The organism is Rhizobium mulingense (assembly GCF_029194105.1).
Lineage (GTDB): Bacteria > Pseudomonadota > Alphaproteobacteria > Rhizobiales > Rhizobiaceae > Rhizobium > Rhizobium mulingense.
Map to the genome: position 1 here is coordinate 167228 of NZ_JARFVE010000007.1, position 13784 is coordinate 181011.

General features: G+C 62.3%; 8 protein-coding genes. 5 read left to right on the top strand and 3 right to left on the bottom strand.

Annotated elements, in window-relative coordinates; translation table 11 throughout:
• Positions 1–53: 53 nt before the first annotated feature.
• From gltB to PYR71_RS18075, 3 genes are all read left to right on the top strand, one after another.
• On the top strand, positions 54–4775 hold the full coding sequence (gene gltB, locus PYR71_RS18065) for a glutamate synthase large subunit (RefSeq protein WP_275620309.1): 4722 nt from the start codon (positions 54–56) through the stop codon (positions 4773–4775).
• Between the two features lie 223 nt (positions 4776–4998).
• Positions 4999–6453, top strand: a complete 1455-nt coding sequence (locus PYR71_RS18070; protein WP_275620424.1) for a glutamate synthase subunit beta — start codon at positions 4999–5001, stop codon at positions 6451–6453.
• 215 nt (positions 6454–6668) lie between these two features.
• On the top strand, positions 6669–7301 hold the full coding sequence (locus tag PYR71_RS18075; RefSeq protein WP_275620310.1) for a hypothetical protein: 633 nt from the start codon (positions 6669–6671) through the stop codon (positions 7299–7301).
• 31 nt (positions 7302–7332) lie between these two features.
• Here PYR71_RS18075 and PYR71_RS18080 read toward each other — a convergent pair whose 3' ends face one another.
• Together PYR71_RS18080 and PYR71_RS18085 are read right to left on the bottom strand one after the other, a co-directional pair.
• Positions 7333–8577, bottom strand: coding sequence for an SGNH/GDSL hydrolase family protein (locus tag PYR71_RS18080; RefSeq protein ID WP_275620311.1), 1245 nt, complete (start codon positions 8575–8577; stop codon positions 7333–7335).
• 92 nt (positions 8578–8669) lie between these two features.
• Positions 8670–9893, bottom strand: a complete 1224-nt coding sequence (locus PYR71_RS18085) for a lytic murein transglycosylase (RefSeq protein WP_275620312.1) — start codon at positions 9891–9893, stop codon at positions 8670–8672.
• A gap of 203 nt (positions 9894–10096) precedes the next feature.
• Between PYR71_RS18085 and galU the strand changes: the two genes are divergently transcribed.
• Positions 10097–10984 (top strand): UTP--glucose-1-phosphate uridylyltransferase GalU, encoded by an 888-nt coding sequence (gene galU / locus PYR71_RS18090; RefSeq protein WP_183917969.1) that lies wholly within the window; start codon positions 10097–10099, stop codon positions 10982–10984.
• Positions 10985–11107: 123 nt separating this feature from the next.
• Here the strand turns inward: galU and PYR71_RS18095 are convergent, their stop codons facing one another.
• Positions 11108–12631 (bottom strand): outer membrane beta-barrel protein, encoded by a 1524-nt coding sequence (locus tag PYR71_RS18095; protein WP_275620313.1) that lies wholly within the window; start codon positions 12629–12631, stop codon positions 11108–11110.
• Positions 12632–12774: 143 nt separating this feature from the next.
• Here PYR71_RS18095 and PYR71_RS18100 point away from each other — a divergent pair, with 143 nt between their 5' ends.
• Positions 12775–13770 (top strand): KpsF/GutQ family sugar-phosphate isomerase, encoded by a 996-nt coding sequence (locus tag PYR71_RS18100; RefSeq protein WP_183917973.1) that lies wholly within the window; start codon positions 12775–12777, stop codon positions 13768–13770.
• The last annotated feature ends 14 nt before the right edge of the window (positions 13771–13784 follow it).

A 13784-nucleotide genomic window follows, 5' to 3' on the forward strand; every position in this document is an offset into this window, starting at 1 on the left:
GTGCGGGACGAAAAGCCGCCCGCGGCCCGCGGGTTTCGACAGGAGGAAAGACGATGACGAAGACGCCATCCATGGAATTTGACCGGTTTGCCGCTGCTGAGATGCGCGCGACGGCCAATACGTCCAAATCCGCCTCCGGCCTGCCGAAGAAGCAGGGCCTCTACGATCCCCGCAACGAGCATGATGCCTGCGGCGTCGGCTTTGTCGCGCATATGAAGGGTGAGAAGTCGCACCAGATCGTCAAGGACGGCTTGTTCATTCTTGAGAACCTGACGCACCGCGGCGCTGTCGGCGCCGATCCTCTAATGGGCGACGGCGCCGGCATTCTGGTGCAGATTCCCGACCGCTTCTTCCGTGAGGAGATGGCCGGGCAAGGGATCACCCTGCCGCCGGCCGGCGAATATGGCGTCGGCCATATCTTCATGCCGCGCGATGAAAAGCAGATCGAGCACTTCAAGAAGGTGATCAAGGACGTTATTGAAGAGGAAGGCCAGGTCCTGATCGGTTTTCGCGACGTGCCGGTTGATAATTCCTCTCTCTCAAAGGCGCCGGCGATTGCCGCCACCGAACCGCATCACGTGCAGGTCTTCATCGGTGCCGGCGAGGATGCGGAGAACAACGACGAGTTCGAGCGCCGGCTGTTCACGCTGCGCAAGGTGATCTCCAACCGCATCTATGACGAGTTCGACGGCGAGGAGAGCAATTTCTATCCGGTGTCGCTGTCGTCGGCGACGGTGGTCTACAAGGGCATGTTCCTGGCCTATCAGGTCGGCGCCTATTACAAGGACCTGTCGGACCCGCGTTTCGAAAGCGCGGTCGCCCTGGTGCACCAGCGCTTCTCGACCAATACCTTCCCGTCGTGGAAGCTTGCGCACCCCTATCGCATGGTCGCCCATAACGGCGAGATCAACACGCTGCGCGGCAACGTCAACTGGATGGCGGCGCGGCAGGCATCGGTTTCCTCGCCGCTGTTCGGCGAAGATATTTCCAAGCTCTGGCCGATTTCCTACGAGGGACAGTCGGACACGGCCTGCTTCGACAACGCGCTCGAATTCCTGGTGCGCGGCGGTTATTCGCTGGCGCATGCCGTGATGATGCTGATCCCGGAAGCCTGGGCCGGCAACCAGTCGATGGCGGCCGAACGCAAGGCCTTCTACGAATATCATGCCGCGCTGATGGAACCCTGGGACGGGCCGGCTGCCGTTGCCTTCACCGACGGCAAGCAGATCGGCGCGACGCTCGACCGCAACGGCCTGCGGCCAGCGCGTTATCTCGTCACTGACGACGACCGCGTCATCATGGCGTCCGAAGCCGGCGTTCTGCCGGTTCCGGAGGATAAGATCATTCAGAAGTGGCGCCTGCAGCCGGGCAAGATGCTGCTGATCGACATGGAAGAAGGCCGGATCATCTCCGACGACGAGGTGAAGTCGCAGCTTGCCACCGCGCATCCCTATCGCAGCTGGCTCGACCGCACCCAACTGATCCTCGAAGAGCTGAAGCCGGTGGAGCCGCGGGCACTGCGTCGCGACGTGTCGCTGCTCGACCGTCAGCAGGCCTTCGGCTACACGACCGAGGATACTCGCATCCTGATGTCGCCGATGGCGACGACGGGCCAGGAAGCGATCGGGTCGATGGGCACGGATACGCCGATCTCGGCGATGTCGGAAAAGCCGAAGCTGCTCTACACCTATTTCAAGCAGAACTTCGCGCAGGTGACGAACCCGCCGATCGATCCCATCCGCGAAGAGCTCGTCATGAGCCTCGTCTCCTTCATCGGCCCGCGCCCGAACATTCTCGACCATGAAGGCATGGCGAATGCCAAGCGCCTCGAGGTGCGTCAGCCGATCCTGACCAATGGTGACCTCGAGAAGATCCGCTCGATCGGCCACACGGAAGACCGGTTCGACACCAAGACGCTCGATTTCACCTATGACATCGAGCGCGGCGCCGCCGGCATGCCTGAAATGCTCGACCGGCTCTGCGAGCGCGCCGAGGCAGCCGTCAAGGGCGGCTACAACATCATCGTGCTCTCCGACCGTCAGATTGGCCCTGATCGAATCGCCATTCCGGCGCTGCTGGCGACGGCCGCCGTGCACCATCACCTGATCCGCAAGGGGCTTCGTACCTCTGTCGGTCTCGTCGTCGAGACCGGCGAGCCGCGCGAAGTGCATCATTTCTGCCTGCTCGCCGGCTACGGCGCCGAGGCGATCAATCCTTATCTCGCCTTCGACACGCTGCTCGACATGCATGCCAAGGGCGAGTTCCCCAAGGAAGTCGATGCCTCCGAAATCGTCTACCGCTACATCAAGGCGGTCGGGAAAGGCATCCTCAAGGTTATGTCGAAGATGGGCATCTCGACCTACCAGTCCTATTGCGGCGCGCAGATCTTCGATGCGATCGGCCTGTCGTCGGAACTGGTCGACAAGTATTTCTTCGGAACCGCAACGATGATTGAAGGGATCGGCCTCGAAGCGATCGCCGAAGAGACCGTCGCCCGCCACAACGCCGCCTTCGGCAAGGATCCGCTGCTTGCGACGACGCTCGATATCGGCGGCGAATACGCCTACCGCATGCGCGGCGAAAGCCATGCCTGGACGCCGGATGCGGTCGCCGCCCTTCAACATGCCGTGCGCGGCAATGCCGAGGACCGCTACCGCGAATTCGCCGAGATGGTGAACAATTCGGCGCTGCGCATGAACACGATCCGCGGGCTGTTCAACATCAAGAGCGCCGAGGCGCTCGGCCGCAAGCCGGTATCAATAGACGAGGTCGAACCGGCGGCCGATATCGTCAAGCGGTTCTCGACCGGAGCGATGTCCTTCGGCTCGATTTCCCGCGAGGCGCATACGACGCTGGCGATCGCCATGAACCGGATCGGCGGCAAGTCGAACACCGGCGAGGGCGGTGAGGAATCCGACCGCTACATGCCGCTCTCCGATGGGTCGAGCAATCCGGAGCGTTCGGCGATCAAGCAGATCGCGTCGGGCCGCTTCGGCGTCACGACCGAATATCTCGTCAACGCCGATGTGCTGCAGATCAAGGTGGCGCAGGGCGCCAAGCCCGGCGAAGGCGGCCAGCTGCCCGGTCACAAGGTCGATGCGACGGTCGCCAAGACCCGTCACTCGACCCCGGGTGTCGGCCTGATTTCGCCGCCGCCGCACCACGACATCTATTCGATCGAGGATCTGGCGCAGCTGATCTACGATTTGAAGAACGTCAACCCGACCTCTGATGTCTCGGTCAAGCTCGTCTCAGAAGTCGGCGTCGGTACGGTTGCCGCCGGCGTCGCCAAGGCGCGCGCCGACCATATCACGATCGCCGGCTTCGACGGCGGCACGGGTGCGTCGCCGCTGACCTCGCTCAAACATGCCGGCAGCCCTTGGGAAATCGGCCTTGCCGAAACCCAGCAGACGCTGGTGCTGAACGGGCTGCGTTCGCGCGTCGCGCTGCAGGTGGACGGCGGTCTGAAGACCGGCCGCGACGTCATCATTGGGGCGCTGCTCGGCGCCGACGAGTTCGGCTTCGCCACCGCGCCGCTGATCGCAGCCGGCTGCATCATGATGCGCAAGTGCCATCTCAACACCTGTCCGGTCGGTGTGGCGACGCAGGATCCGGTGCTGCGCAAGCGCTTCAAGGGCACGCCGGAGCACGTCATCAACTACTTCTTCTTCGTTGCCAACGAAGTGCGCGAAATCCTCGCCTCGCTCGGATTTACCCGGCTTGACGAGATCATCGGCGCTTCGGAGCTCCTGGAGAAGGACGAGATGCTGGCGCATTGGAAGGCCAAGGGGCTCGACTTCAGCCGCATCTTCCACAAGGTCGATGCCGCCAAGGAAGAGACTTTCTGGACGAGCCGGCAGCAGCACCCGATCGATGACATTCTCGACCGCGTGTTGATCGAGCAGGCGCAGCCGGCGCTGACCGACAAGACGCCCGTCGCCTTTGAGGTCGACATCAAGAACGTCGACCGCTCGGCCGGTGCGATGCTGTCCGGCGAGGTTGCCAAGCGTTACCGCCATCGCGGGCTGAAGGAAGACACGATCAACGTGACGCTTCGCGGCACGGCGGGCCAGAGCTTCGGCGCCTTCCTGGCGCGCGGCGTCACCTTCAACCTGATCGGCGACGGCAACGACTATGTCGGCAAGGGACTTTCGGGCGGCAAGATCATTATCCGGCCGCCGGAAAACTCCAGGATTGTGGCCGAGAACTCGATCATCGTCGGCAACACCGTGCTTTACGGCGCCACCGAGGGCGAATGCTACTTCCGCGGCGTGGCGGGCGAACGTTTCGCCGTCCGCAATTCCGGCGCGATCGCCATCGTCGAAGGTGTCGGCGACCATGGCTGCGAATATATGACCGGCGGTGTCGTCGTCGTGCTCGGCGCCACCGGCCGCAACTTCGCGGCGGGCATGTCGGGCGGCGTCGCCTATGTGCTCGATGAAGCCGGCGATTTTGCCAGCCGCTGCAACATGGCGATGGTCGAACTCGAGCCGGTGCCGGAGGAGGACGACATGCTGGAGAAGCTGCATCATCACGGCGGCGATCTCATGCACAAGGGACGCGTCGATGTCTCTGGCGACATGACCCGCCATGACGAGGAGCGCCTCTACCAGCTGATTTCCAACCATCTGCACTATACGGGCTCGGCCCGCGCCAAGCAGATCCTCGATCACTGGGCCGACTACCGTCCGAAGTTCCGCAAGGTCATGCCGGTCGAATACCGCCGTGCGCTCGAGGAAATGGAACGCAGCCGGATGGGCATCGCCGCGGAGTGATTTGCACCGGGATATTCGCCACGTGCTGATTGCGGGTGGCGGATATCGGAAACGTCTCGATGATCCGTGACGATCATGACGGCGAAAGGCCGTCCAGATCGCCCGGATGTTTCAGGGGATATGTTCCAATGACGGTCAAGAGAAGCAACCCGCCCGGAATGCCGGGACTGACGACAGACAATTGGCCGCGGATGAGGCGGTCATGAGGGTAAGGGACGAAGAGATGGGCAAGGTAACAGGGTTTCTGGAAATCGACCGGCAGGTGGCGAAATACCAGCCGGCGTCGGATCGTATCCGCCATTTCCGCGAATTCACGATCCCAATGTCGGATCCGGAAGTGCAGAAACAGGCGGCGCGCTGCATGGACTGTGGCATCCCCTATTGCCACGGCCCCACCGGCTGCCCGGTGCACAACCAGATTCCTGACTGGAACGACCTCGTCTACAACAACAACTGGGAAGCGGCGATCCAGAACCTGCATTCGACCAACAACTTCCCGGAGTTCACCGGCCGCGTCTGCCCGGCGCCCTGCGAGGAAGCCTGCACTTTGAATCTCGAGGATGCGCCGGTTGCCATCAAGACGGTCGAGCAGGCAATCGCCGACAAGGCCTATGAGCTCGGCTTCATCCGGCCGCAGCCGGCGACAGTTCATACCGGCAAGAAGGTTGCCGTCATCGGCTCCGGTCCGGCCGGCATGGCGGCCGCCCAGCAACTCGGCCGCGCCGGCCACGAGGTGCATGTCTATGAGCGCGAGACCAAGCCGGGCGGCCTGCTGCGCTATGGCATTCCAGATTTCAAGATGGAGAAGAACTTCATCGACCGCCGCGTCGAGCAGATGAAGGGCGAGGGCGTCACCTTCCATTGCGGCGTCAATGTCGGCGTCGACGTCAAGGTTGAGCAGCTGCTGGCCGATCATGACGCCGTGCTCTATTGCGGCGGCTCCGAGACGCCGCGCGAGGCGGGCATTCCGGGCATCGACCTTGCCGGCGTGCATGATGCCATGCCCTATCTGGTGCAGCAGAACCGCCGCGTCGGGCGCGAGAACATCGACAGCGTCGGCTGGCCGTCGGATCCGATCCTTGCCGGCGCCAAACATGTCGTCGTCGTCGGTGGCGGCGATACGGCGTCGGACTGTGTCGGCACGGCGTTCCGCCAGGGCGCCGTCAAGGTCACCCAGCTCGACATTCGGCCGCAGCCGCCGGAGAGGGAAGACAAGCTGGCCGTCTGGCCTTTCTGGGCAACGAAGATGCGCACCTCCTCCTCGCAGGCCGAGGGCGCCGTGCGCGAGTTCCAGGTGGCGACGCTCGAATTCATCGGCGAAGACGGCGTGCTGACGGGCGTCAAATGCTGTGAGGTCGATGAGCGCCGGCGGCCGGTTGCGGGCACGGAATTCGTCATCCGAGCCGATCTGGCCTTCATCGCCATCGGTTTCCGCGGCCCGTTTACGACAAGCGTGCTGAAGGAGCTCGAGGGCAAGCTGACGCTCAATACCGATAAGCGTGGTTCCACCAACGTCGTCGCCAACGACCGGGACTATAAGACCTCGATCGACAAGTTCTGGACGGCGGGCGACGTGCGCCGCGGCCAGTCGCTGGTGGTCTGGGCGATCCGCGAAGGCCGCCAGGCTGCCCGCGCCATCGATGAGGCCTTGATGGGCTCGAGCGTGCTGCCGAACTGATCGCGGCGCCTCCTATAGGCTGACGAAGACACGAACTCCGCCTTTCCGGCGGAGTTTTTTATTGTGCGCGGCGCGTCCGGCGGGAGCTCTTTTGCCGGTGCGACCGCTTGCCGCGCCGGGGTGGGACGCAAGCTTGAAGCAATGCCGGAGGGTGAGGTTATGCCTGACGCGGGCTCAGGAGGAGCCGTCGCGAATGATCGACAAGGATTATTCAAATGGTTTCTGCACTCGATAATTCCAGGATGGTTTCGACCCAATACGCCTTGAAGAATCTTCGTAGTTCCGATGAAAGCTCAGAAGATACGCAGAGTTCGTCGGCGGCAAGCATTCTGCGCGGCTACGGACTCGATTCGAGCTCCGTGTCGCTTCTTTCCAATCAGGCGCTGTCGGGGCTGCTCGACACGCTTTCGTCCAAGGACGACACCTCCGACGAGACCGACACGACTGACGACAGAGCCGATGTGACCAGCGGCTCCTTCATGTCGATGCTGAAGCAGCAGTTGCAGGAAGCGGCCGCGGCCGAGGGCGAAAGCGGCAAGGCCCATGACATGCTGGCTGCGCTGGAGGCAGGCACGCTCACCATCTCCGATCCGACGCAAGGTGTGTCGGTCGCCGCCTGGGACGTCGACGATCCCGATGAGGCAGACACGGAAAGCAAGGTCGGCAGGACGATCGATGTCAGAGGCTGGAGCGAATTCCTGAATGCACATCTGGAGCGTGGTTCCGACGGCGCCTTCATCAAGGAAAACGGCAGCTATGTCGACCAGACGACTGAAGGCAATGCCTTCTTTGGCCTGATCGGCTCAAACTATTATTATCTGAGCTGGCCGCAGACGGCGGCGAAGTGAAGGGAATGAAGGCCGCCTCGCGCGGCCTTTCTCATTTCACCGAGACTTCGGCCGGCGATTTGGCCGCCGGCATGCGGTAGTCGTCGACGCGCCCGACTGGGGCCGGCGTCATCTCGCCCTGTTCGACGAGGAGATCGCGCGGCGATTTCGTCAGCGTCACAGGCGGCGGCCTTGCGCCGAGAAGCTCGGTGCCGCCGTCGAGATTGGGATCGGAGAGACTGATCGGCACGGTGTGTTCGACCGGATTGGTGGGAAGGCCGAGACCGGGCAGGGCACTCTCGTCGAGCCGCACCAGATCCGGGCTTGCTTGGGTGCCGAGAATGCGGCGGGCCGGCTTTTCCACATAGAAGGCAAGTTTGCGGCGGCCGGCCTGCGTGAGGTTGACGCCGTCGGAGGTGCGCAGGCGCACCTGCTGGCCATTCACATCCGAACCGGTGACGATGAAGTTGCTGTTCTCGTCGACGAAGCCATCCCAGATATCTACGAATTCGCCGCCGATGCTTTCCACCTGGTTGCGGTAGAGCTGATTCATCTGGACGGCGTCAGCCGTCATCTGATCGGATTCGAAGGCGGGAAGTCCGACCCAAAGCAGCGGGATCTTGCGGTCGGTGACTTCTTTGCCGAAGGAAAGAACGCGGCGGCGATATTCGGCAAACCAGCCGTCAGTGCGGAATTTTTCCTTGGCTGTGTCGGTCACCATCTGCTGGCGATCGTTGGCGCCGATCATGACGACGACCATGGCCGGCTTCAGCTCGTCGATCATCTTCGGCAGCTGTTCCGGCCAGTCATAATAATCGTCGCGGACAAGGCCCGAGGAGACGTTGCCGCGGGCTTCGACGACGACGCCGGGCGAAGTCTCGAAGGCGGCGGTCAGGCCGTCGCCGAGGCCGCTGGCGAGGAAATCGCCGACGATCAGGATCTTCTTGGCGTCGCCAAGCTTCTGCACGATCGGCTCTTCCTGCACCGGCGGCCGCACCGGCGGCGCGGTGCGGGTATTGATCACCGCCTTCTGCGTCGGCGAGCGCTTGCGCTGCTGCTGGCGTCTCGGCTGCGGGGCATCAGGGGCCTGCGGACCGTCATCATCGAGATAGCGCCGGCCAAGGAAGAAATCGAGGATCGACCGGCGCTGGTAGCGCTGTTCCTGGGCCTCGGCGACATGCACCGGCGCAAGCGCGCCGGCGCACAGCGAAGCCGCCGTCAAGGCGAGCAACAGCCAACGGATTTTCGGGGTCCGATCACTTTTCTTCATCATGGGCAGTTCCGCATCTGCCGGCATCTTGCACGCAGGGTAGGTCAGCGTCCACTCCCGCTCATAATTTAGGTCACGGTTCTGTGGCTTCCAATCAGGGCTTGCCTTTCGGCATGGCGCTAGCGGCGGAGTGCGTTCAGGAGCGGCAGTGAGGGCTCGCCGTCCGGCTGCATGCCGATGCGCTCCTGCACCGCCGATATCGCCGCTTTCGAACCCGAGCCGAAATTGCCATCGACCTCGCCATTGTAATAGCCGAGGGTCTTGAGGCGGGTCTGCAGCTCGAATTTCTCGGTGATATCAAGGGCGCCGTCCGGGCGCGGCCAGCGCTGCTGCATGCCGCCGTAACCGGCGATCTGATCGGCCAGCAGGCCAACCGCAAGCGCGTAGCTGTCCGAAGCATTGTAGTTCTTGATGGTGAAAAAGTTGGCCGTCATCAGGAAGCCCGGGCCGTTCGGTCCGGCCGGCATTTTCAGTACGGCCTTGCTGCCGCCTTCGCGGAAGGCCTTGCCGTTCGCGCGTTTCAGGCCGAGTTCCGCCCATTGGGCGAGCGTATGGGTCTTGCCTGCCTGCTTGGCGGCGGCTGCGGGAACGATGACCTCGTAGCCCCAGGTCTTGCCGGTATCCCAGCCGTTCTTCATCAGGAGATTGGCCGAAGTCGCCAGCGCGTCCGGCACCGAATTCCAGATGTCGCGATGGCCGTTGCCGTCGGCATCGACGGCGTAAAGCAGGTAGCTCGTCGGGATGAACTGCGTATGGCCCATGGCGCCCGCCCAGGAGCCGGTCATCTCACGTGCCGGCACGTCGCCGTTCTGCAGGATCTTCAGCGCGGCAACCAGCTGCTTCTTGGCGAACTTGGCGCGGCTCGGATCGGCATAGGCAAGCGTCGCCAGTGCGCGCGGCACGTAATGCAGCCGGTCGTCCTTGTCGAGGATCGCTCCGTAATTGGATTCCATCGACCATATTGCGAGCAGAATGGCCTTGTCGACGCCGAAGCGCTGTTCAATCGCGTTGAGCGTGCGGGCATGCTTGGCGGCCATCTCGCGGCCGATCTTGACCGTGTAGGGATTAACGCGCGAATCGATGTAATCCCAGATCTTCGAGGTAAATTCCGGCTGATAGGCGGCTTTTTCGAGCACCGTCGGGTCGGGCTCGCTCACCCCGGAAAAGGCCTTTTGGTAGGTTGCCTTACTGATGCCACTCTGTGCGGCTGTTTGGTAAAAATCCGCGATCCATTTCTGGAACCGAGAATCGGCTTTCGCGTTGTCGGGGACCAGGCCCACCTGGGCGGCGACAACGAGGGCGAGAGCAAGACCACGAAGGGAGTTTTTATGATTCTGGATCATCGACAGTCGTATCCGTCATCTTTAGTTTTCGGTGCAGCAGAGGCGTCACGTCCGCCCAGACCCGAGATTACAGGAACGGAGTCAACAAATTCTTTACCATGGCGGTCGGCCGCGGTCACCATTGCAAAACAGTAGCAATTCTATACTAGGTAGAGCCAAAAGGCTCTTTTTCCAAAGCGATATGGCGAAGCAGGAGGCCGGGTGTGGCTCAGCATAACAAAGTTCGTAAAGCAGTATTTCCGGTTGCCGGGTTGGGGACGCGATTCCTGCCGGCGACAAAGGCTGTTCCGAAGGAAATGTTGACCGTCGTCGACAAGCCAATCATTCAATATGTCGTCGATGAGGCGATCGAAGCCGGAATCGAACATCTGGTTTTCGTCACCGGGCGCAACAAGCACGTCATCGAAGATTATTTCGACATTCATTTCGAGCTTGAGCAGACGCTCAAGGAGCGCGCCAAGAAGGCGGAAATTACTCTCCTGCAGCAGCAATTACCTAAGGCCGGCACGGTGAGCTTCACCCGCCAACAGGAGCCGCTCGGCCTCGGTCATGCGGTCTGGTGCGCCCGCGAGATCGTCGGCGACGAACCTTTCGCGTTGCTGCTGCCCGACATGATCATGAAGGGCGACAAGGGCTGCATGAAGGGGATGATCGATCTTTACGGCCAGAGCGGCGGCAATATTATCGCCGTCGAGGAATGCGCGCCCGACCAGGCCCATAGATACGGCATCGTCGGCGTCGGCGAAGCAATCGGCGAGGGCTTCCGAATCACCGGCATGGTGGAAAAGCCCGCCAAGGGAACGGCGCCTTCCAACTTCTTCATCAACGGCCGCTACATCCTGCAGCCGGAGATTTTCCGGATCCTCGAAACCCAGGAGCGCGGGGCCGGCAACGAGATCCAGCTGACCGACGGCATGCTGAAGCTGCTGAAGGAACAGGATTTTGCCGGTTACCACTTCCGCGGCACGACTTACGACTGCGGCGCCAAGGATGGCTTCATCTTGGCAAATGTCGCCTACGCCCTCGAACGCGCCGATATCCGCCCGACCGTCGAAGGCGGCTTCAAGGAATTGCTTGCCGGCCTGAGGTAAGGTTCTCTTTAGCGCATGAATGACACAGCGCCGCGCAAAAGTGTGCGCGGTTTTGCGGCAACGACATGCGTGAAAACAAAGAGCTAAAGCGCAAGGAGCGAATCTGAACGATTGCGTTGCGCTTTAGCGTTTCAGCTTGAGGCCGACGCCCGCGCGCCATTGCTGCGAATCGGATCCTTCCTTGCGCGCCGTCAGCTCGTAACCGAGCGAACTGGTCAGATCGAGATAGCGGTTGATGTTCCAGGTCAGGCCGGTCGCCGCGGTATAGACGAGCTCGTCGTTGATCGTGCTGTCAGTGGGATAATTGCGCCATACGACCCCACCGATCATCCTGCCGACCAGATTGTCGCGCAGCTGATGCGTGACCGTCGTCGTCAGCGCGTGCGAGACATAACCGCTCTCGCCGGCCGTGGTCGTCGGCTGGATGCTCGTCTGCAGGTCGAAATTGACATCGGTGCCGCGGACCGGCGACCAGAGCAGGCTCGCATCGAGCGTGGCCGTGTCGATCGACGAGAGCCTGTTATCTTCGAAATCCGCCCTCTCATAGCCGACGCCAACTTCTCCCTTCAGCTTTTCGCCGAGATCGACCTCGACGCCGGCCTTGGTGCCGTAGCTTTGGCTCGAACGCTCGTAGCCGGCTGAATCGCGCGTCTCGTCATAAAGCGTCCGGCCGACCGTCGCCTCGATGAAGGGGATGAGCGCGGGCGACAGCTCGTAGCCGAGGCGGCCGCGCAACGTGCCGGTCGTCTGATTGCGGTCACTGAGTGCGACGGTCGCGCCGCTTGCCAGCGTGGCGTCGGAATAGATCGAACGGGTGAGCGCCAGCGCCGTCGTGCCGCGCAGAATGCCGAAATCGCGTTGGACGGAGGCCCCGGCCGAAAACTCCTGCACATCGGATTGCTGCGTTGCATTGGCGATCGCGTCGGGATCGTCCGTATCTTCGCGGTAAAAATTATACCCGGCGGTGAGGTGCGCGACCGTATCGTGGGGAAGATCCAGCCTGAGATCGCCGTTGACCTTGAAAGACGGCTGCTCCTCACCTTCGCCGCTGATATTCTTCTGCCAGGCGCCTTCCGAGGTGACGCTCAGCTGGTGGCGGCCCCAGTCGGAGGTCAGCGTCGCGGCCGCATCGGTTTCGAGGAAGGCGCGCCGCTGCCTGGTATTGCCGTCCTTTGTGGTCTCGGTGTTGATGCTCTGGGTGACGCTTGGGCGAAGCACGAAGGTGCCGAGCGGAATGCCCGGCGTTTCCGCCGTCGACGCACTTTCGGCAGCCCGGCGGCGCGGCGCTTCGTCGACCGGTGCTTCGCGGGTGTTCAGCCGGCGGATGTCCTCGTCGAGAATGGAGCCGGTAATGTCGTCGCCGGCGTGCGAATCCGATATGGCGGGCCTCTGCGAAGCGCCATCGGCGTTCGCGGTCGTGCCGTTCGCCGCGGGAATGGCGCCGTCATCGCTATCGTCAGCGGTGGATGCGGCGTTGTAGGTGGTGCGATTGTCCTGAGAGGCCGCGGAGCCGCTGTTTGCCGGCTGTGAGGCGGATTGTGCAAAGGCTAGCTGGCTAAGCAGCAGACTGCCGAACGCAGCAAAAGAGACGGCACGGCTCATGGCGCGGAGCGGCGTCACACTGCTCGTCTGATCTGGCTGGCCCATGCAATTCGCGCCTGACATGCTTTCGGTTCTTACCCAAAGGTAAAGCCTCGTGGTTAATCATTCGTTGCCGTCGGCGGGCGCCGTTCACAATTCGGAAAGAGGCCGGGGTGGACTTGGAAAGTGAAAAGGTCTAACGCAAGTCCATGAACAGAAGAGCGATAAAACTGGTCGAAAACGGCGTGCTCGAATCAGCAAAGCGCACGATTGAAATCGAAAAACGCGGTCTTGAAGCGCTCGAACAGGCCTTGGACAATGGATTGGCCGGCCCGTTCACCCGCGCGATCGAAGTCATTGGCGATATCTCCGGCCGGGTGATCGTCACCGGTGTCGGCAAGAGCGGCCATATTGGCGCCAAGCTGGCGGCGACCTTCGCGTCGACCGGGACGCCTGCCTTCTTCGTGCATGCGGCCGAAGCCAATCACGGCGATCTCGGCATGATCGCGCGCGACGACGTCGTGCTGGCGATTTCCAAAGGCGGCGAGAGCGCCGAGCTCAAGAGCATTATTTCCTTCACGCGGCGCTTTTCCATTCCATTGATCGCGCTCACCTGCGGCGAACACTCCTCGCTTGCGACCGCTGCCGATATCGTGCTTCTGGTGCCGAACGAACAGGAAGCCTGCCCCAATGGGCTGGCGCCGACGACCTCGACGCTGATGCAGCTTGCGCTTGGCGATGCCTTGGCAGTGGCGCTTCTGGAGGCGCGCGGCTTTACCGCCACGGATTTCCACGTCTTCCATCCCGGCGGCAAGCTCGGCGCGAGCCTGACACATGTCGCCGACATCATGCATACCGGCGAGCGGTTGCCGCTCGTTGCCAAGGGCACGCCAATGCCGGAGGCGATCACGGTGCTCTCGCGCAAGCATTTCGGCTGCGTCGGCGTGCTCGACGAGGAGGGACGGCTCTGCGGCATCGTCACTGAAGGCGATATGGCGCGCAACCTGACCCGTAATCTCGCCGAGCTTGCCGTCGACGACATCATGACGAAGACGCCGAAGACGGTGAAGCCGACGATGCTGGCGACCGCTGCCCTCGCGCTGCTCAATCAGCACAGCATCGGCGCGCTGATCGTCGTCGACGACGACAGACGACCGCTCGGGCTGGTGCATTTCCATGACCTGCTGCGGATCGGCGTCGCCTGATCAGCATTATTTGA

Coding starts and splice junctions, on each gene's coding strand:
- PYR71_RS18095 (WP_275620313.1), bottom strand. CDS start 12,631: ATGGGCCAGCCAGATCAGACGAGCAGTGTGACGCCGCTCCGCGCCATG.
- PYR71_RS18070 (WP_275620424.1), top strand. CDS start 4,999: ATGGGCAAGGTAACAGGGTTTCTGGAAATCGACCGGCAGGTGGCGAAA.
- PYR71_RS18085 (WP_275620312.1), bottom strand. CDS start 9,893: ATGATCCAGAATCATAAAAACTCCCTTCGTGGTCTTGCTCTCGCCCTC.
- gltB (WP_275620309.1), top strand. CDS start 54: ATGACGAAGACGCCATCCATGGAATTTGACCGGTTTGCCGCTGCTGAG.
- PYR71_RS18075 (WP_275620310.1), top strand. CDS start 6,669: ATGGTTTCTGCACTCGATAATTCCAGGATGGTTTCGACCCAATACGCC.
- PYR71_RS18080 (WP_275620311.1), bottom strand. CDS start 8,577: ATGCCGGCAGATGCGGAACTGCCCATGATGAAGAAAAGTGATCGGACC.
- PYR71_RS18100 (WP_183917973.1), top strand. CDS start 12,775: ATGAACAGAAGAGCGATAAAACTGGTCGAAAACGGCGTGCTCGAATCA.